The organism is Rhizobium acaciae (assembly GCF_025941625.1).
GTDB lineage: Bacteria > Pseudomonadota > Alphaproteobacteria > Rhizobiales > Rhizobiaceae > Rhizobium > Rhizobium acaciae.
Map to the genome: position 1 here is coordinate 87000 of NZ_JAPCZO010000007.1, position 17547 is coordinate 104546.

General features: G+C 58.7%; 16 protein-coding genes, 2 tRNA genes and 1 pseudogene. 12 read left to right on the plus strand and 7 right to left on the minus strand.

The window, feature by feature from the left end:
• Positions 1–24 precede the first annotated feature (24 nt).
• Positions 25–279, minus strand: a complete 255-nt coding sequence (locus OLZ32_RS13030; RefSeq protein WP_017991185.1) for a hypothetical protein — start codon at positions 277–279, stop codon at positions 25–27.
• A 976-nt stretch (positions 280–1255) separates the two neighbouring features.
• A tRNA-Asn gene (locus OLZ32_RS13035) sits at positions 1256–1330 on the minus strand.
• Between the two features lie 117 nt (positions 1331–1447).
• On the opposite strand from OLZ32_RS13035, the gene OLZ32_RS13040 reads away from it, so the two are divergent.
• Together OLZ32_RS13040 and OLZ32_RS13045 are read left to right on the plus strand one after the other, a co-directional pair.
• Entirely contained in the window at positions 1448–1765 is a 318-nt protein-coding gene (locus OLZ32_RS13040) for a membrane protein (RefSeq protein WP_017991186.1), read from the plus strand.
• Between the two features lie 93 nt (positions 1766–1858).
• A complete protein-coding gene (locus OLZ32_RS13045) occupies positions 1859–2200 on the plus strand; it encodes a hypothetical protein (protein ID WP_003538937.1) in 342 nt (113 codons plus the stop codon).
• Here the strand turns inward: OLZ32_RS13045 and OLZ32_RS13050 are convergent.
• Complete coding sequence (locus OLZ32_RS13050) at positions 2197–2535, minus strand: KTSC domain-containing protein (protein WP_264421242.1); 339 nt, start codon at positions 2533–2535, stop codon at positions 2197–2199. The two genes, OLZ32_RS13045 and OLZ32_RS13050, sit on opposite strands and share 4 nt — an antisense overlap.
• Positions 2536–2887: 352 nt before the next feature.
• On the opposite strand from OLZ32_RS13050, the pseudogene OLZ32_RS13055 reads away from it, so the two are divergent.
• Positions 2888–3299 (plus strand): annotated as a pseudogene (locus tag OLZ32_RS13055) (ATP dependent DNA ligase); the annotation flags it as partial.
• Here OLZ32_RS13055 and OLZ32_RS13060 read toward each other — a convergent pair.
• Positions 3296–3616 (minus strand): hypothetical protein, encoded by a 321-nt coding sequence (locus tag OLZ32_RS13060; RefSeq protein WP_003538942.1) that lies wholly within the window; start codon positions 3614–3616, stop codon positions 3296–3298. The pseudogene OLZ32_RS13055 and the gene OLZ32_RS13060 sit on opposite strands and share 4 nt — an antisense overlap.
• 305 nt (positions 3617–3921) lie before the next feature.
• Between OLZ32_RS13060 and OLZ32_RS13065 the strand changes: the two genes are divergently transcribed.
• Positions 3922–3995 (plus strand) — tRNA-Cys (locus OLZ32_RS13065).
• Between the two features lie 73 nt (positions 3996–4068).
• Here the strand turns inward: OLZ32_RS13065 and OLZ32_RS39225 are convergent.
• The gene (locus tag OLZ32_RS39225; protein ID WP_319641106.1) at positions 4069–4371 is read right to left on the minus strand and encodes a hypothetical protein; all 303 of its coding nucleotides are present in this window, start codon (positions 4369–4371) and stop codon (positions 4069–4071) included.
• Between the two features lie 479 nt (positions 4372–4850).
• Between OLZ32_RS39225 and OLZ32_RS13075 the strand changes: the two genes are divergently transcribed.
• The 6 genes from OLZ32_RS13075 to exoR all read left to right on the plus strand — a co-directional run bounded on the left by OLZ32_RS13075 (position 4851) and on the right by exoR (position 12883).
• A complete protein-coding gene (locus tag OLZ32_RS13075) occupies positions 4851–5516 on the plus strand; it encodes a protein-L-isoaspartate O-methyltransferase family protein (RefSeq protein ID WP_017991190.1) in 666 nt (221 codons plus the stop codon).
• A gap of 335 nt (positions 5517–5851) precedes the next feature.
• Positions 5852–6721 carry a PopZ family protein gene (locus tag OLZ32_RS13080; RefSeq protein WP_017991191.1) on the plus strand — a complete coding sequence of 290 codons (870 nt, stop codon included), beginning with the start codon at positions 5852–5854 and terminating at the stop codon, positions 6719–6721.
• A gap of 116 nt (positions 6722–6837) precedes the next feature.
• Positions 6838–9681: a valine--tRNA ligase gene (locus OLZ32_RS13085; protein WP_264421245.1), complete on the plus strand. Its 2844-nt coding sequence runs from the start codon at positions 6838–6840 to the stop codon at positions 9679–9681.
• Positions 9682–10078: 397 nt separating this feature from the next.
• A complete protein-coding gene (locus OLZ32_RS13090; RefSeq protein WP_003538954.1) occupies positions 10079–11359 on the plus strand; it encodes an OmpP1/FadL family transporter in 1281 nt (426 codons plus the stop codon).
• Positions 11360–11448: 89 nt separating this feature from the next.
• Positions 11449–12060 (plus strand): hypothetical protein, encoded by a 612-nt coding sequence (locus tag OLZ32_RS13095; RefSeq protein ID WP_264395682.1) that lies wholly within the window; start codon positions 11449–11451, stop codon positions 12058–12060.
• Positions 12061–12079: 19 nt separating this feature from the next.
• Positions 12080–12883 (plus strand): exopolysaccharide production regulator ExoR, encoded by an 804-nt coding sequence (gene exoR / locus OLZ32_RS13100; RefSeq protein WP_017991193.1) that lies wholly within the window; start codon positions 12080–12082, stop codon positions 12881–12883.
• A 44-nt stretch (positions 12884–12927) separates the two neighbouring features.
• Here the strand turns inward: exoR and xth are convergent, their stop codons facing one another.
• On the minus strand, positions 12928–13719 hold the full coding sequence (gene xth, locus OLZ32_RS13105) for an exodeoxyribonuclease III (protein ID WP_017991194.1): 792 nt from the start codon (positions 13717–13719) through the stop codon (positions 12928–12930).
• A 226-nt stretch (positions 13720–13945) separates the two neighbouring features.
• Positions 13946–14278 (minus strand): iron-sulfur cluster insertion protein ErpA, encoded by a 333-nt coding sequence (gene erpA / locus OLZ32_RS13110; protein WP_003538958.1) that lies wholly within the window; start codon positions 14276–14278, stop codon positions 13946–13948.
• A 222-nt stretch (positions 14279–14500) separates the two neighbouring features.
• Here erpA and OLZ32_RS13115 point away from each other — a divergent pair, with 222 nt between their 5' ends.
• Positions 14501–15718, plus strand: a complete 1218-nt coding sequence (locus tag OLZ32_RS13115) for a deoxyguanosinetriphosphate triphosphohydrolase (protein WP_003538959.1) — start codon at positions 14501–14503, stop codon at positions 15716–15718.
• Positions 15719–15783: 65 nt separating this feature from the next.
• Positions 15784–17541 carry an arginine--tRNA ligase gene (gene argS, locus OLZ32_RS13120; RefSeq protein ID WP_003538960.1) on the plus strand — a complete coding sequence of 586 codons (1758 nt, stop codon included), beginning with the start codon at positions 15784–15786 and terminating at the stop codon, positions 17539–17541.
• Positions 17542–17547: the final 6 nt, after the last annotated feature.

The window sequence follows — 17547 nt, forward strand, 5'->3', positions numbered from 1 at the left end:
CTATTGACTAGCCAATCCGCCTCATTACCGTTTCTTCCGGAGGTCACCTGGCAAGGCGTCAATGAGTTGATGCACTTTTCCGGTGGCGAAGGCGATGTCCTCGCGCGGCAGATGAACTGTTATCTCAATCTCTTCCCACCTGCCGCCATGGTCTTTTGCGAACCTGACGGCGGCTTCCAAAGACGTGAATTGCACAGCCGGTGCGTTGGCGGTCCAAAACTGCACACTGCAGTCGGCCGCACTGTAATCTAAGAATGCTTTTTCAGGATCTAGCGCCATGGCGTTTGCTGTACACCGCCGGCAGTTTTTTGGCCAGCGGTTGCCTACCCATCGTAACAGCGCATGATTAGGCTGCCGGCTTGACGGCGAAGTGTGCGCGGATGGCGGTATATTCCATAGCTTGGGAGACCGTTGATGAAGATTGCAATCATAGGCGCCGAGCTGATCCCGTTTTCTATTCACGGTCTACGTTCAAAACGCGGTGGGCCAACGGCAGCGCCGATGGTCTTCTCTCGCTCCCAAGCCGTGATATAACGGCACCATGACAACGCAATCGCTTTTTCATCTCCGAAACATACGCGTGCGCCATCGGGGCGCACCGATTTCGTTCGGAGATGGACATGCATCACAAAAGAAAGCGTCCTCGCAAGGCGTCGTGCGGGCTGTGCAAGCCTCATAAGACCGAGGGCAACTGCCCACGGCACAAGGACATGCGGCTTGGCAATCTACGTCGCTACCTGTCCGGGTCTGAGCAGCTGCGCTGCCAGGAGATCAAGGGAGTGTCGGCCAGGGATGGGGATTATCGGCAGTAGCCACAAAACGGTCTGGATAAAAAGAAAGGGTCGGGCGAATGGTCGCGCCGACCCTTCTTTGATTGCATCAGCAGGGTGCCAGTACATCCGTGGTCACCAGCAAAAGCCATCTGATAGATTGAATTTATGCGCCTCGTGAATTTTCGCAAGGATTAGGGGGGTGCCGATTTAGGGCTAGGTGAGGGAGGCGCAATAACCACGGTACGACGAGAAGTACGACACGCGCTCTGAGGGCGATAGTTGCTTGGCCGATCCGTCCAGTCGATCATCGGGGCGACCGCAAAACCTTAGTGTCATAGCGGATTCAAGATTCAGAAGAAATTATCAAGAAAATTTATTGACCCCCAATTTCAACAAATCGATTTCAAAAAGCGGGAGGGAAAGTGGGGAAGAAAGCGCCTGCATTCGGAGTTATCAACGAAACAGGCGCTTAACTTGAAAAATGGCTCCCCGGGCCGGATTCGAACCGGCGACCTGTCGATTAACAGTCGAATGCTCTACCGCTGAGCTACCAGGGATCACTGCTTGGCGCGGTGTGAGTGGGCTAATACAAACGCTTTCCCGATTTGCCAAGCGGTTTTTTCAAAAAAATGAAATGAACTTGTATTTGGGATGCCTGCGCCCATCTCTGGGGAATGGCAAATGTGAATGATCGCAGTGAGACAAGTGGCGACGAAAAGCGCAAGGCGCGGGCAGGGCGCTTCGGCATCGATCATGCAAGCGGCAGGCTCGTGCTCGGCTCCTTCAGCATCGGCATGCCGCGCTCGCGCATCGCGCGGATGGCACTCGGCATGGCCCTCATTTTCTGCGGCGTGTTGGGTTTCCTGCCCATCCTCGGCTTCTGGATGCTGCCGCTCGGTTTCCTCGTGCTCTCGCACGATCTGCCGTTCGCGCGCCGGCTTCGGCGGCGGTTGGCGGTCTGGTGGCACAGGCGGCGAAAACCGGCTGGCTGATCGGCAAGGGTGTGGAACTGTGGGTCGCTTTTCGCATTCGTGGTTTGTGGAATGTAAAACGCAAAATTGCGTCACAATGGTCCAGGTGAGGAAATGAAAGTATCTTTTGTTGTCGTCCTGTCGGCCGCGGCGCTTCTCTCAGGCATCTCTGCCGAGGCCCAAGTAGACAGCGGCGGTTTCGACGCTCGCGGCATCTGTCGTCGTCCCGAAGGCTGCATGGTCGACCACGGTCAGGGCGGCAGCTACAACGGGCCTCGCAACTATCGCAACTTCAACGGCCGGAATGAGCGCGATGAGAGGAACGACCGCGAGCGGGACAATCGGCGCTACCGTTCTCAGAACAGGAGCGACAACAATTTCGACGCCGGAACCAGCCGCCTTGTCGCAGGCCCTGAGATTGGGCTGGGCGCGCAGCTCATCCACATTCGGGTCTAGTTGGATCTGAGTTCGCTTTCCTCGAAAGTTCCGCCATGGTCCGGATCGAGGCCGGTCGTCATCAGCAGGCTGCAGGCGGCAAGGAGGAGGACGAGTTTCACCGCGTAGGACGCCACGGAGGCCGGTTGTCGAGGGCCCGCTGATACGCGAGACGGCGCTATATAGTACTGGTAATAGAAGTATGGATCATCCGTTTCCAGCAGGTTCCGGTGGACGTGCGGCGGAATATCCGCATGTTTCACCGGCGGAGAACCAGGAAACTTTACATGCAGATCCCGGGTTTCGGCGTCGTATGCTGCTCGCACGCGCTTCGATTTGAGGGCAGCCCAATCCATCTCAAGCTCCTATACCCTCCCGCGGGTAATTGAGTCCCGGACGGTGATCGAAGTCAAGTCAAGAATTTGTTTCAAATGCCATCATTGGCAGGAAATGGCGCATCGTAACCGCCGTGGAAATTCCAGCCCGCGCCCGTTCTGTTTCGGGATGGAAAAATGGTCGTTTCAGCCGCCGCGGAATAGCGTTTTTCCGAAATGCCCTCTTGCGATCATTCTAAACGCTCTCCACGGCTCAGATACGAGCGCGTGAGGCCTCGTGGCGGAGTGGTGACGCAGAGGACTGCAAATCCCCGCAAGCTGAGCAAAAGCAATGGGCGTTCTGAACAAGAACGCGATTTCAGGCGTTTTTTCGAAGCGGCGGCGCGCGCCCTATCGCTCCGGCCGGGGCGGCGATTGGCTCAAAATTAAATGCGTCCAGAGCGACGGCTTCATGATCGTCGGCTACGAGAAGTCAGGATCTGCTTTCGGGAAAATCCGCTCGCTATTACTGGCGGCACCTAAGGCTGGCGAGCTGGTCTACGTCGGCTCGGTTGGGACCGGCTTCAATAAACGCAGCGAGGCACAGCTCCGCGAAGCGATAGACAAGATCAAGGCGCCGGCGGTGAAATATTCCGGCTGGCGTAAAAATGTCGTCTGGATCAAGCCGGCGTTGGTGGCCGAGGTTGAAATACCGGGCGTGGGCGCATGACGGCAAGGCCCGGCATGCATCATATAAGGGGCTGCGCGAGGTTCAGGACAATGCGGCGGTTTATGAGATCGACTAGCGTTCAAAGCGGGTGAGTGCCAGAAGACGCGATAGGATGCCGAGCTTTGCCGGAATTCCTATTGTTTCTTTGCCGAGCTTTGTGAGCCGCCAGCCGGTCACGTAACTCCACCCGCCACCAGGACTATGAATAGTGACCAAGCCGAGATCGCATGCGCGATTTACAACGGTCTTGTCGTAATCTTCCCATTCCCCATCAGTCATGAGACAACAGAGATCAACTTCCTTCGCTGTCATATACAGAAGCTGTATAACTTCTTCGTCCGGAGACGCTATGGCAGCCGCAGAGGACATGCCTGCGTGATTAATTATATTCATGAATCTCCCCGCCCCAAGTAATTAGCTACAGCTCACGCGAGTAATTACGCAAGCACTATTTCTGGACTTTTGTGACATTGGTTACCAAACGTTCGGTTGTTCAACAGTCGACCGGCTAAGGCCCGCTGCCGCGTCCGACAACGCGGCAGTTTACGAGATCGGGCAGGGCGGTTCCGGAACGTTCAGCAAATGGCTATTCAGAATAAAAAAAGGACCGCATTCAGAATGAAAAGTCTTGCGCTCATTCTAGAGCTGGTCTAAATCGCGGCCACCACACGATATTTTTCGATGTCGGTCACAGGTGAGGCCTCGTGGCGGAGTGGTGACGCAGAGGACTGCAAATCCTTGTACCCCGGTTCAATTCCGGGCGAGGCCTCCAACATCTTCCACAAGACATAATCTACGTGAAACGCGGCGGCTGGCTCAGCGGTGCGGCATTGGCGTTTGCGATGCTACCAGACCCGCTGGCCGGGCGAAAAATCGAACTGCAACGGATTGATTCCCGTGAGGCGGTAGAGCGCCTTCAGGCCGCCTTTCCGGATTTGCGCCTGATATTGCAGATCGCTCAGTTCTGGCCCCTCATCGATATCGGGGCCGGCACCGAGCAGCCGCCGCATGCCCTGCGGCGAAATGCGGGTGAAGCTGCGAATCTCGCAGCTGCTGTATTTGATCAGCAGCAGTCGGGCATCGGCATTGTAGTGAAGCGGTTCTATGCCGCGCGATTGGATCGGGAAGGTTTGCATGCGCACACCCATAGGGGAAGGCGAGGGCGCCGCAACAAAATGGTTGACGTAACGTTAATGCGCGTGCGTCCTGTCAAGGACTGGATTTCAAAGGAATCGACGCATGTCGGACCTGCGCCGGGCATCATTGCCGCAAGCGCCATGCAGAGTATCTCTAAGCGCGTTTCGACGCTTTATCGCTTCCAAGTCGTTTCGCCGTCCAGCAGCCCGCAGCAGAATATGCCGATGAGCGCTGCGACGATGAAGAAATCGAACAGCGTGAAATACTCGAAAATCGCAGACATGGCCTGCTCCTCCTATTTCCTCCGCTACAGATCATAACATGAGGGGCTAAAAGATTCCACGCTGGAGTTGCAGCGTCCATCCTGCCCCTGTGGCGCGGAAGGGGCGCCTGCCGGATTCTTTTCGCCGGAGCCTGCCAAGCCTTGAAAGCGTCCGTGGCGGGGATTAAGAGACGAGGGACAGGAACCGCTTTTCAAGAGCGAGAGGACATGATGGATTTCGAAGCAGCGCGCGTAAAGATGGTCGATACCCAGGTTCGCACGACGGACGTTACCTCGCATTCCGTGCTGACGGCGTTTCTCACGGTGCCGCGTGAGGCTTTCGTGCCGGAGAAGGCGAAGCTGCTGGCTTATATCGACAACGACGTCGAGATCCTCGCAGCCGCACCGGCAAAGCCGGCCCGCTTCCTGATGGAAGCATCGCCGCTTGCCAAGCTGCTGCAGCTGGCAGCGATCACCAAGGACGACTTCGTGCTCGAGGTCGGCTGCGGTACGGGTTACACCTCGGCGCTCTTGTCGATCATTGCCGGCTCCGTCATCGCGCTCGAATGCGAAGAGACGCTGGCCACTGAAGCGAAGGCGCAGCTTGCCGGCTACGCCAAGGTCGAGGTCGTGACCGGCCCGCTCGAAAAGGGCTACGCTGCCGGCGCTCCCTATGATCTGATCTTCATCAACGGCGCAGTCGAAGAGGTTCCGGCGGCCCTTCTCGGTCAATTGCGCGATGGTGGCCGTCTGATCACCGTCGAAGGTTACGGCAATGCCGCCCGCGCCAAGGTCTTCGTCGCCGAGCGCGGCGCCATTTCGGAAAATGTCTTCTTTAATGCCTCGGTCAAGCCGCTGCCAGGTTTCGCCAAGGCGCGCGAATTCGTTTTCTGACATCGTTCGTGTCGATGACATTCAGCAACGGGCGCCATTGGCGCCCGTTTTTTTGTCAACGCCGCTGGAAAGCCTTCACAAACATCATCTACTCTGACGCCGCCACGGCGGATCGGACGGATGTTATGCGCTTCAACTTCGGTTTCATGAGATGTTTCCGCCGCAAAATCGCGACGCGCTTTGCGGCTGGCAAACATCAGGTAACAAAACTGTGCATGGCCGCATTCATTTGATTCGCGATGATTTTTTTCACGCTTGGGGTATTCTAAGGTCGTGGTGATTCGGATGAATGCTCCACACCATCCGGTCGTTGTTTTGGGATAACGGGGATAGAAATGGCTCAGCCAAGTGTAGCGCGTGAACCGTCCATGGAAGAAATTCTGGCCTCCATCCGCCAGATCATCGAAAGCAATGAGCCCGGCGCCGGCAAGGCGATTTCCGCATCCCTGCCGCCGGTCTACGGCGCCGATGAGGATGACAACGGCTCCGAAATCCACCTGACGGTCGACGATACCTATGCCGGCGTGGAATTTCCCGAACCGGTCCTGCGCTCCTCCGATCCGCGTTTCGTCGCCGCCAATTCGGCCGGCACCGCCCCCGAAGCAGAAGTTCCGGCCCGCGCTCTGTCGCTTGCCGATGTCGCCGCCCGAGTGCGCGCCGCATCCGAGCGCAGCGCCGTGCAGGCCGGTCAGGCCCTGCGTGAAATTCCGAGCGGCTTCCGTCAGCCCGAACCGCAGCCGGCCGTAATGCCGGAACCGCCGCGCGCCGCGGCACCGCAACCCCAGCCGCCACAGCCTGTTTTCCCGGATGCCGCAGCGTCCATCCAGCATGTTGCGATCCAGCATCCGGCTGAGCCGGTGTTCACGGAAACGCAAAGGGTTGCCGTCGCCGAGCCTGCGCCTGCCGTCGAAACAGCGCTGCCGGCTATGGAACCCACTCAGTCGTCGACCGAGCGTTTCCTGCCGAGCGTTATGGACGAGGTCCAGCCGACGCTGCTTTCGGAGGATGCCGGCCTGCAGATCAGCCGCTCCTTCGAGGAGCTCGCCGCTGCAATCGACGGTGCCGAGCGCCGCTCGCTGGACGAGATTGCCGAGGACATGCTGCGCCCGATGCTGCGCGAATGGCTCGATGATAATCTGCCGACACTGGTCGAGCGGTTGGTGCGCGAGGAAATCGAGCGCGTGGCGCGCGGCCCGCGCCGCTGATCGGATTGCTTTTTCCTGAAAAGCCGCTCCGGTCTCCGGGGCGGCTTTTTTATTGACTTGGCCGTGACCATCCTATTTACAAACGGCCATCCTCGAACCTCGAAATTGGTCAGAAAATGCTCGACAAGACCTATGATTCCGCTGCCGTCGAACCGAAAATCGCCGCGATATGGGATGAGGCGGACGCTTTCCGCGCCGGCGCGAACGCCAAAGCCGGGGCCGAGACCTTCACCATCGTGATCCCGCCGCCGAATGTCACCGGTTCTCTGCACATGGGCCATGCGCTGAACAACACCCTGCAGGACATACTGGTGCGCTTCGAGCGCATGCGCGGCAAGGACGTGCTCTGGCAGCCGGGCATGGACCACGCCGGCATCGCCACGCAGATGGTCGTCGAGCGCAAGCTGATGGAACAGCAGCTGCCGGGCCGCCGCGACATGGGCCGCGAAGCCTTCATCGACAAGATTTGGGAGTGGAAGGCGGAATCGGGCGGCCTGATCTTCAACCAGCTGAAGCGCCTGGGGGCGTCATGCGACTGGTCGCGTGAGCGTTTCACCATGGACGAAGGCCTCTCAAAGGCCGTGCTCGAGGTTTTCGTCACGCTCTACAAGGAAGGGCTGATCTACAAGGACAAGCGTCTGGTCAATTGGGATCCGAAGCTGCTGACGGCGATTTCCGATATCGAAGTCGAGCAGCACGAGGTCAAGGGCAATCTCTGGCACCTGCGCTATCCGCTGGAAAAGGGCGTAACCTACCAATACCCGATTGCATTCGATGAGGAAGGCAAGCCGACCGAATTCGAGACGCGCGATTATGTGGTCGTCGCAACGACACGACCGGAGACCATGCTGGGCGATACCGGTGTTGCCGTCAATCCGAAGGACGAACGCTATCAGGGCATTGTCGGCAAGCATGTCATTCTGCCGATCGTTGGCCGCAGAATTCCGATCGTTGCTGACGATTATGCCGATCCGGCTGCCGGCACCGGCGCGGTGAAGATAACGCCCGCGCACGATTTCAACGACTTCGACGTCGGCAAGCGCGCAGGTCTTCGCGTCATCAATATTATGAACGGCGACGGCACGATCACCATCAAGGACAATGAGGACTTTCTTGAAGGTCTCGACCATCCGGCGGCGCTGCACGGCGCCTGGGACCGCCTGGAAGGCCAGGACCGCTTCTATGCGCGCAAGATCATCGTCGAGATTTTCGAAGAGGCGGGCCTCGTCGACAAGATCGAGCCGCACAAGCACATGGTCCCGCACGGCGACCGCGGCGGCGTGCCGATCGAACCGCGGCTGACCGAACAGTGGTATGTGGATGCGAAGACGCTCGCCGAACCGGCGATCGCCTCGGTCCGCGAAGGTCGCACCAGGATGGTGCCGAAGAGCTGGGACAAGACCTATTACGAATGGATGGAAAACATCCAGCCCTGGTGTATCTCCCGTCAGCTCTGGTGGGGTCACCAGATCCCCGCCTGGTACGGCCCGGACGGCCAGGTCTTCGTCGAAAAGACCGAGGAAGAGGCGCTGCAGGCGGCGATCCAGCATTACCTTTCGCACGAGGGGCCGATGAAGGCCTATGTCGAGGACCTGCTTGAAAACTTCAAGCCGGGCGAGATCCTGACGCGTGACGAGGACGTGCTCGACACCTGGTTCTCCTCGGCACTCTGGCCCTTCTCGACGCTCGGCTGGCCGGAGCAGACACCGGAACTGGCGCGTTATTACCCGACCAACGTTCTGGTCACCGGCTTCGATATCATCTTCTTCTGGGTTGCCCGCATGATGATGATGGGCTTGCACTTCATGAAGGATGAGGACGGCGAACCCGTCGAGCCCTTCCAGACCGTCTATGTCCACGCGCTGGTGCGCGACAAGAATGGGCAGAAGATGTCGAAGTCAAAGGGCAACGTCATCGATCCCTTGGAACTGATCGACGAATACGGCGCCGACGCGCTGCGGTTCACCCTGGCGATCATGGCAGCGCAGGGCCGCGACGTGAAGCTCGATCCGGCCCGCATCGCCGGCTACCGCAATTTCGGCACCAAGCTCTGGAACGCCACGCGTTTCGCCGAGATGAACGGTGCGAAGAGCGACCCGCATTTCGTGCCGGAGGCGGCCGAGCTCACCATCAACCGCTGGATCCTGACGGAACTTGCCCGTACGGAACGTGACGTTACGGAAGCACTCGAAGCCTTCCGCTTCAACGATGCTGCCGGCGCGCTCTACCGCTTCGTCTGGAACGAGGTCTGCGACTGGTATCTCGAACTGTTGAAGCCGGTCTTCAATGGTGAGGACGAGGGCGCCAAGGCCGAAGCCCAGGCCTGCAGCGCTTATATTCTCGAAGAGATCTACAAGCTGCTGCATCCCTTCATGCCCTTCATGACCGAAGAGCTTTGGGCCCACACCGCAGGCGAAGGCAAAGAGCGCGACACATTGGTCTGCCTCGCCGATTGGCCGGCGCCGTCCTACGCCGATGATGGGGCCGCCGACGAGATCAACTGGCTGATCGACCTCGTCTCCGGCATCCGCTCGGTGCGCGCTGAAATGAATGTGCCGCCATCGGCGACAGCTCCGCTCGTCGTCGTCAAGGCCAACAACCTGACGCGTGAACGGCTGTTCCGCCACGACGCCGCCATCAAGCGCCTTGCGCGCGTCGAGGCGATATCGCTGGCTGACGATGCGCCCAAGGGTGCCGCTCAGATCGTCGTCGCCGAGGCCACCATCTGCCTGCCGCTCGGCAAGCTGATCGACCTGTCCGCCGAAAAGGCTCGTCTGGAAAAAGCGATTGCCAAGATGGAGGGCGAGATCTCCCGCATCGACGGCAAGCTCTCCAACGAGAAGTTCGTCGCCAACGCCAATCCCGAAGTGGTCGAGGCCGAGCGTGATCGCCTCGAGGAACTGAAGGGTCAGATCGCAAGCTTGAGGATCGCTCTTTCCAGGGTGAGCGAAGCCGGGTAAGTTTCACCGACCCATTTTGGTAAGTTATTTCAAAGACGCGCCTCTGCCGGCGCGTCTTTTTGTCGTTCTGGCGCATGCGATTCGGCCATGAAAACGGCTGGTTTCAGGCGCGGAGCCTGTGGATTGTGGCTGAATGGGCATCCAGTGGGCGAAAACTGCCACTGTTGTCGGATTGATACAGCTTCTGCAATGTTTGGAATGAAAACCCAAAAGCCCACCTGAAATTCGATAGGCCTGGAATAAAATTTTATTAACCAGGTTTTTTGACGTGTCCGTCAATTTCTTTACGTAAATTGACAGTCGCAATGGTCAGAGGCGCTGCCGTGGGGCGCGTTGCCATTTCCGGCGAACACTTACACTGTGTCGTCACATCAACTGCTGTAGTGGGGGAGACACAATGGCATCGCGTAGGTTTTCCAAGGGCGTGACGTCGCTCGTTCTTTTTTCGTCGCTTGCATCGCCGTCCTTCGCTGGCGGTCTGGAGCGTGGCGGCTATAACATCGATCAGCTGTTCGATACGTCGCCTTTCTCATTTCAATCGGGCGTTACCTATGTCACGCCGCAGCGCAAGCTGAAGGACGTCCGTGACACGGATACGTCGACATCTCCAGGCGGTGGCAATCTGAACAGCCGTCCAAACACCGCTGACGATACCTCAAATTACACCATTCCTTATATTGGCTTTAAGGCTGGTTTTGGCGATGCAATCGACTGCCTGGTCGACTATTCAGAGCCATTCGGCGGGCATACCGACCCCGGTCTGAACTGGGCCGGTGCCAACAATAACATTGAGACAGAGATCAAAACCCGCAACTATGGTGGCACCTGCTCCTATCGTTTTGATGTCGGCCCTGGGCAGCTTCGCTTCATCGGCGGCGCTTTCTATCAGGAAGTCGAAGGCTTCAAGGAACGTCTGGTTTCAACCGTTCCGCTTCTGGTCGGTACCGGCAACGGCGTCGGCCGCCTCGATCTCGAAGATAGTGGCTGGGGCTGGCGCGCCGGTCTCGCCTACGAGATTCCGGAATATGCAATGCGGGCGAGCCTCGTCTACAACAGCCGCGTAAAATACGACAATCTGACCGGTACGGTGGATCTGACGCAGGTGACTGCACCATTTGCACCGCTGAATGGCGCTCCTTATGGAAGGGTCACGGATGTCTTCGGCTCTGCCGAAGCGCCGGATTCGCTTGAGCTTAAGTTGCAAAGCGGTATCGCTCCGGATTGGCTTGCCTTCGGATCGGTAAAGTGGACAAACTGGAGTGTCCTGCAGTCCGTGCCTTTCTGCCCAAAATCGACCAAGGGCTTGGTCGCCTGCACCTCCGGCGGTGCGACGGAGCTGACCTCGCTCGACCTTCTTTACCAGGACGGTTGGACGATCACCGGTGGTGTTGGCCACAAATTCAATGAACAGTGGGCAGGTGCAGTCAGCCTCACCTGGGATCGCGGCACCAGCCAGGGCTATGGTGCGCAAACCGATAGCTGGACGCTGGGGCTCGGTGCAGCCTTCACGCCGACCGAACATATCGAATGGCGCGTTGCCGGTGCCGTGGGCGTTTTGACGAGCGGTTCGTCGGGCGTCGTGACCCAGAATGGTGTCACGTTTGGAGACGATGTTTCGTACTCCTTTGACAACGATCTGGTCGCTGCACTGTCGACGAGCCTAAAGATCAAGTTCTAATTCTCACATTTGAAGAATTGAGGAGCCCGGCACTGCCGGGCTCTTCTTTATTCGCGCCCGTTAATCATGCCATTTCCCGATCCCGTTTTGTGACGATTCAGCAACACATTTTTACGACGTTTGGCGTATGGTGGTGGTGGGACGAATTTGTCCATTTCCCGCCACAAAGAGGGCGCAGCGATATTTGCGGGCGAGGTGATGGCAGGCATACGGTGCGTGTAAATAGTAGTATGGGTCGATTTTTTTCCGGTAACATCAGGTCGTACGGCGCGATTGGCGACAATCGTTTGATTGCGGTCGTTTCGCTTTCCGAACAAGGCTGTTTCGGCCGCCGATCCGGCCTCGCGATGAGGTCGTCGATTAATGCATTATCGTTATTTTCGACCCGCTCGGATGAGCAGCCCTGCTTTGCCGGAAAGGTCGATACCGGTTTCGTCACATTTACTGTTTACGAATGCGGTAGAGGCGGGAAGGCGGATGCCGCACCTGCCGAAAGAGTGCCACGGAGATTGCAGTCGAGCCATGCCGGGAGCCGGGTGGTTCTGAAGGATGGGCTGAGAATATCGCCTTTGAGAAAATGCCAGTGGGCTGGATGCGACGCGGGTAAAGGAGCCATGGAGCTCGCCGCGGGATCGCTCGCCTCGAAGAAATACATCCGCGGGATGCACGGTATGAGCGCCGTTGCCGCCTGCCTGGGATGAACGAAAGAAATCGGTTGAAATGGTGACGTCCGAGTTCAAACTGTTCAAATTCATGCTGATGGGCATGTCGATAGCCGTAGCGCTGGCGCTGTCCGGTCCATGCCGCGCATTCGACATCAAAGGTGGCGTCAGCAAGGAATCCGGACCCTTCGATCTCTTCAAGTTCGGCTTCAAGGCCTATAAGAACGGCCAGAAGGAAGAGGCGGTCGAAGCCTATAAATACGCTGCCGAAAAGGGCCACACCGGCTCGCGCTGGGCGCTCGCCAATATGTATGCTGATGGCGACGGTGTCACGCAGGACGATTTCGAAGCCTTCAAGATCTACAGCGAGATCGCCCAGCAGGGCGTCGAACCCGGCTCGGAAGATACCGGCTTCTTCGTCAACGCGCTGCTTTCGCTCGCCAGTTATTACAAGCACGGCATTGCCGGCAGTCCGGTCAGGATCGACCTCAGCCAGGCGCGCCAGCTTTATTTTCAGGTGGCCTCTACCTTTGGCGTTCCCGAGGCGCAGTTCCAGCTGGCGCAGATGATGCTGGCCGGCGAGGGCGGCAAAGCCAGCCCGCAGCAGGCGAAGAAATGGCTGAACCAGGCCCGCAAGAGCGGCCATCCCGGCGCCATGGCGGTCTTCGGCAATATTCTGTTCGACGAAGGCCAGACGGCTCGCGGTCTGGCGCTGATGACGGCAGCACTCGACCGCTGCAAGCCTAAGGACTGCGGCTGGATGGAAGCACTGCAGGAGCAGGCCTTCTCTGTTGCCAACGAGGTCGACCGCCGCACAGCGGTATCGCTGTCGCACACCATCGCGAGCGGCTCCGACGACTAAGCACCCACGTCTATTCCGAGGCGTGAAGCGGCAGGCGGAAAGCCTCAGCCCGCGAAATCGAAATAGGCGATGACAGGCACGTGGTCGGACGGCTTTTCCCAGGCCCGCACATGTTTTTCGATCGCAGCCGACGTCATCCGGTCGGTTGCTTCCGGCGACAGCAGCAGATGGTCGATGCGTATGCCGTTGTTCTTCGGCCAGGCACCGGCCTGATAATCCCAGAAGGAATAGAACTGTGTCGCATCCGTCGTGGCGCGCACCGCATCCGTCAGGCCGAGATTTTCTAGTCTGCGGAACGCCGCCCGTGTCTGCGGCAGAAACAGTGCATCGTTTTCCCAGACCTTGGGATCGAAGCAGTCGTGCGGTTCCGGGATGACGTTGTAATCGCCGGCAAGGATCAGCATCTCCTCATAGGCCAGCCGTTCGGCGGCGAACCTCTGCAGGCGCTCCATCCAGGCGAGCTTGTAGGGATATTTCTCCGTTTCGACGGGATTGCCGTTGGGCAGGTAGATGCAGCAGACGCGCAGGATTCTCGAGTCGGACAGGGTGAACGCCGCTTCGAGGAAACGCGCCTGTTCGTCCAGCGGATCGCCGGGCAGACCGCGGTTCACTTCGAAAGGTGAACTCTTGGAAAGGATCGCAACGCCATTGAAGCCCTTCTGGCCGTGCGTCTCGACATGATAGCCGAGCGCCTCGATCTCCAGCCGCGGAAAACCTTCGTCGACCGTCTTGATCTCCTGCAGGCAGACGATATCCGGATCGGAATCCTTCAGCCATTGCGTGAGATTGTCGATGCGCGCCTTGACGCCGTTGATGTTCCAGGTCGCGATCTTCATGGCTCTGTCCCGTTCCGTATTATGCATGTCGCCCAGAAGAGTGCAGCGGGTCTGGGAGGCGACGGGCATAAAAACAAAGAGCTAAAGCGCACCGCATGAATCAGTGTCGATCCGGCGCGCTTCAGTGTGCTTCTTTTATCGCGGTCTTTCGCCGCCGGACAAGACGATAAACCGGCCGGAAGGAATTCTTCGGCCGGTTTGATGGGGAGTATGTGCGTTTAGACGTTCAGATCGAGAAACTGGTGCCGCAGCCGCAGCTTGCCACCGCGTTCGGGTTCTTGATCTGGAAGGATTGGCCAAGCAGATTGTCGACGAAATCGATTTCCGAGCCCGCCATATAGACGAGGGAAAGGCTATCGATCAGCACCTTGGCATCGTTCTTTTCGACGATGATGTCGTCGTCGTCAGCGCTGTCGGCAAGATCGAACTTGTAGGAAAAGCCCGAACAGCCGCCGCCTTCGACAGAAACGCGCAAGGCGCTCTTGCCGGCTTCGGCGCCGACGATCGCGGCGATGCGCTTTGCCGCGGCATCTGAAAGGGTTACACTCGTATCCGTCATGTTTCCTCCTGCCGGGGTCAAGATCCGGAGAGAATGGGTTTTGGCACTTGAATGTTCAAATGCCTGATATCAAAGAAACTTACCATGATATCTGCGAAAAGGCGATGATGCGCCGAAGCGGTTAAGAAAGCGCCTCTTTGCCGTTTCATCGGGCTATAGGTATGAAGAGCGTTAGGCGGCGTCAATGGGCAGATGCGGCAACATGCAGGATGACGGTGAAGAATGACGATCGATACGCGTGCTTTGGGTTTCGGCAGCAGTGAGAGGGCGGTTTATGCGGCCGACCCCTGGACGACGCGCGGGCGGCTCTATCAGGAGGACGGAAGCCCGACGCGCTCCGATTTCCAGCGCGACCGCGACCGCATCGTCCACACCACCGCCTTCCGCCGGCTGAAGCACAAGACCCAGGTCTTCATCGCCCAGGACGGCGATCATTACCGCACCCGGCTGACGCACACGATCGAGGTGGCGCAGATCGCCCGCGCGCTTGCCCGCGCCCTGAAGCTCGACGAGGATCTGGCCGAGGGCGTGGCGCTCGTGCACGATTTCGGCCATACGCCGTTCGGTCATACCGGCGAGGACGCTCTGCACGAGGTGCTGCTGCCCTACGGTGGCTTCGATCACAATGCCCAATCGCTGCGCATCGTGACCAAACTGGAGAGGCGTTATGCCGAATTCGACGGCATCAACCTGACCTGGGAAAGCCTCGAAGGTCTCGTCAAGCACAATGGCCCGCTTCTGACGACTGATGGAGTCGGCACCCGCGGTCCCGTTCCGCAGCCGATCCTCGATTATTGCGAGCTGCACGATCTCGAGCTTGCAACCTATGCCAGTCTTGAGGCCCAGGTCGCGGCGATCGCCGACGACATCGCCTATAATACCCACGATATCGACGATGGCCTGCGCTCCGGCTACCTGACTTTCGACATGCTGGAGGAAATCCCGTTTCTTGCCGGGCTGATGGCCGAGGTGAGGGCGCGATATCCGCATCTGGAACCGAGCCGCTTCACCCATGAGATCATGCGCCGCCAGATTACCCGCATGGTCGAAGACGTGATTGGCGTGGCGCAGCAGCGCCTGTCGCTCCTCCGCCCTGAGAATGCGGCCGACATCCGCGCTGCCGACCGGGTTATCGCCACCTTTTCCGAGGGGATGGCCGAGACCGACAGACAGATCAAGGCCATGCTCTTCAAACGCATCTACCGCAATCCCGATATCATGCGCATCCGTGCCGGTGCCGCCCAGATCGTCACCGATCTCTTTGCCGCCTACATGGCCAATCCCAAGGAGATGCAGAGCCATTACTGGGTCGATCATATCGCCGGCCTGTCCGATGCGCCGAAGGCCCGTCATGTCGGCGATTATCTCGCCGGCATGACCGACACATATGCCCTCAGCGCCCACAGGCGGTTGTTTGACCACACTCCGGATTTGCGATAGGCAGCGGTCGCCCACGCCGAGGGCCGATTTGAGCCTTTGGCACAGCCTATGCATGGAAGAGTGCGATGAACCTTTTTACCGACTTCGAAGCCAGGATCAAAACCGCCCTTGAACAGATCGATCTGGTCAGGGAAAAGCGTTCCGAGCTCGATTTCGGCCGCATCACCGTCGAGCCGCCGCGTGACGCGAGCCATGGCGATGTTGCGACTAATGCCGCAATGGTGCTGGCAAAACCGCTCGGAACCAACCCGCGCGCGCTGGCCGACGTCATCATCGCCAAGCTCAAGGAAGATTCCGACGTCGCCGATGTCTCGGTCGCGGGGCCGGGCTTCATCAACATCCGTCTCGCCGTCGGCTACTGGCAGCGGCTGCTCGCCTCGATGATCGGCGCCGGCACCGATTACGGCCGCTCGGCGCTCGGCGCGGGCAAGAAGGTCAATGTCGAATATGTCTCGGCCAATCCGACCGGCCCAATGCATGTCGGCCATTGCCGGGGCGCCGTCGTCGGCGACGCGCTCGCCAACCTTCTCGCTTTTGCCGGTTACGGCGTCGAGAAGGAATATTACATCAACGATGCCGGCTCGCAGATCGACGTGCTCGCCCGTTCCGTCTTCCTGCGCTATCGCGAAGCGCTCGGCGAAAAGATCGGCGAAATCCCCTCGGGTCTCTATCCCGGCGACTATCTCGTGCCGGTCGGCCAGTCGCTTGCCACCGATTACGGCGTGCGGCTGCACAACATGCCGGAAGACCAATGGATGCCGATCGTCAAGGATCGCACCATCGATGCGATGATGGTGATGATCCGTGAGGATCTGGCGGCGCTGAACGTCCATCACGACGTCTTCTTCTCCGAACGCACCCTGCATGCCAATGGTGCGGCCGCGATCCGCACGGCGATCAACGACCTGACCTTCAAGGGCTATGTCTACAAGGGCACGCTGCCGCCGCCGAAGGGCCAGCTTCCCGAGGACTGGGAAGATCGCGAACAGACATTATTCCGTTCGACCGAGGTGGGCGACGATATCGACCGGCCGCTGATCAAGTCGGACGGCTCCTATACCTATTTCGCCGCCGACGTCGCTTACTTCAAGAACAAGTTCGACCGCGGTTTCGACGAGATGATCTATGTGCTCGGCGCCGACCACGGCGGCTACGTCAAGCGCCTGGAAGCGGTTGCACGCGGCGTTTCGGATGGTAAGGCGAAGCTGACGGTACTGCTCTGCCAGCTCGTCAAGCTCTATCGCAACGGCGAGCCGGTGAAGATGTCGAAACGCTCGGGCGATTTCGTCACGCTTCGGGACGTCGTCGAAGAAGTCGGCCGTGATTCGGTCCGGTTTATGATGCTTTACCGCAAGAATTCCGAGCCGCTCGACTTCGATTTCGCCAAAGTGACCGAACAGTCGAAAGATAATCCTGTTTTTTATGTGCAGTATGCGCATGCTCGCTGCATGTCGGTCTTCCGGCAGGCGAGGGAGGCTTTTCCCGACCTCGACGTCTCCCACGAGAAACTGGCGAAAACCGTTGCAGGCATTGGCGATCCGGCCGAATTGCAGCTTGTCGCCAAGCTTGCTGAATTCCCGCGCATTGTCGAGGCGGCGGCCCAGTCGCAGGAGCCGCATCGTATCGCTTTTTACCTCTACGACCTCGCCAGTTCCTTCCACGCGCACTGGAACAAAGGTAAAGATCAGCCGGAATTACGATTTGTTAATGATAAAAACCGAGAATCAAGTATTGCCAGACTTGGGCTGGTGTACGCCGTCGCGTCGGTTTTGAAGTCGGGACTTGCCATTACAGGCACTGCCGCACCGGACGAAATGCGATAACGTCAC

Coding starts and splice junctions, on each gene's coding strand:
- OLZ32_RS13060 (WP_003538942.1), bottom strand. CDS start 3,616: ATGAATATAATTAATCACGCAGGCATGTCCTCTGCGGCTGCCATAGCG.
- OLZ32_RS13075 (WP_017991190.1), top strand. CDS start 4,851: ATGATGGATTTCGAAGCAGCGCGCGTAAAGATGGTCGATACCCAGGTT.
- xth (WP_017991194.1), bottom strand. CDS start 13,719: ATGAAGATCGCGACCTGGAACATCAACGGCGTCAAGGCGCGCATCGAC.
- OLZ32_RS13030 (WP_017991185.1), bottom strand. CDS start 279: ATGGCGCTAGATCCTGAAAAAGCATTCTTAGATTACAGTGCGGCCGAC.
- OLZ32_RS13085 (WP_264421245.1), top strand. CDS start 6,838: ATGCTCGACAAGACCTATGATTCCGCTGCCGTCGAACCGAAAATCGCC.
- OLZ32_RS13115 (WP_003538959.1), top strand. CDS start 14,501: ATGACGATCGATACGCGTGCTTTGGGTTTCGGCAGCAGTGAGAGGGCG.
- OLZ32_RS13045 (WP_003538937.1), top strand. CDS start 1,859: ATGAAAGTATCTTTTGTTGTCGTCCTGTCGGCCGCGGCGCTTCTCTCA.
- OLZ32_RS13080 (WP_017991191.1), top strand. CDS start 5,852: ATGGCTCAGCCAAGTGTAGCGCGTGAACCGTCCATGGAAGAAATTCTG.
- OLZ32_RS13090 (WP_003538954.1), top strand. CDS start 10,079: ATGGCATCGCGTAGGTTTTCCAAGGGCGTGACGTCGCTCGTTCTTTTT.
- OLZ32_RS39225 (WP_319641106.1), bottom strand. CDS start 4,371: ATGGGTGTGCGCATGCAAACCTTCCCGATCCAATCGCGCGGCATAGAA.
- OLZ32_RS13050 (WP_264421242.1), bottom strand. CDS start 2,535: ATGGATTGGGCTGCCCTCAAATCGAAGCGCGTGCGAGCAGCATACGAC.
- exoR (WP_017991193.1), top strand. CDS start 12,080: ATGGTGACGTCCGAGTTCAAACTGTTCAAATTCATGCTGATGGGCATG.
- OLZ32_RS13040 (WP_017991186.1), top strand. CDS start 1,448: ATGGCAAATGTGAATGATCGCAGTGAGACAAGTGGCGACGAAAAGCGC.
- erpA (WP_003538958.1), bottom strand. CDS start 14,278: ATGACGGATACGAGTGTAACCCTTTCAGATGCCGCGGCAAAGCGCATC.
- argS (WP_003538960.1), top strand. CDS start 15,784: ATGAACCTTTTTACCGACTTCGAAGCCAGGATCAAAACCGCCCTTGAA.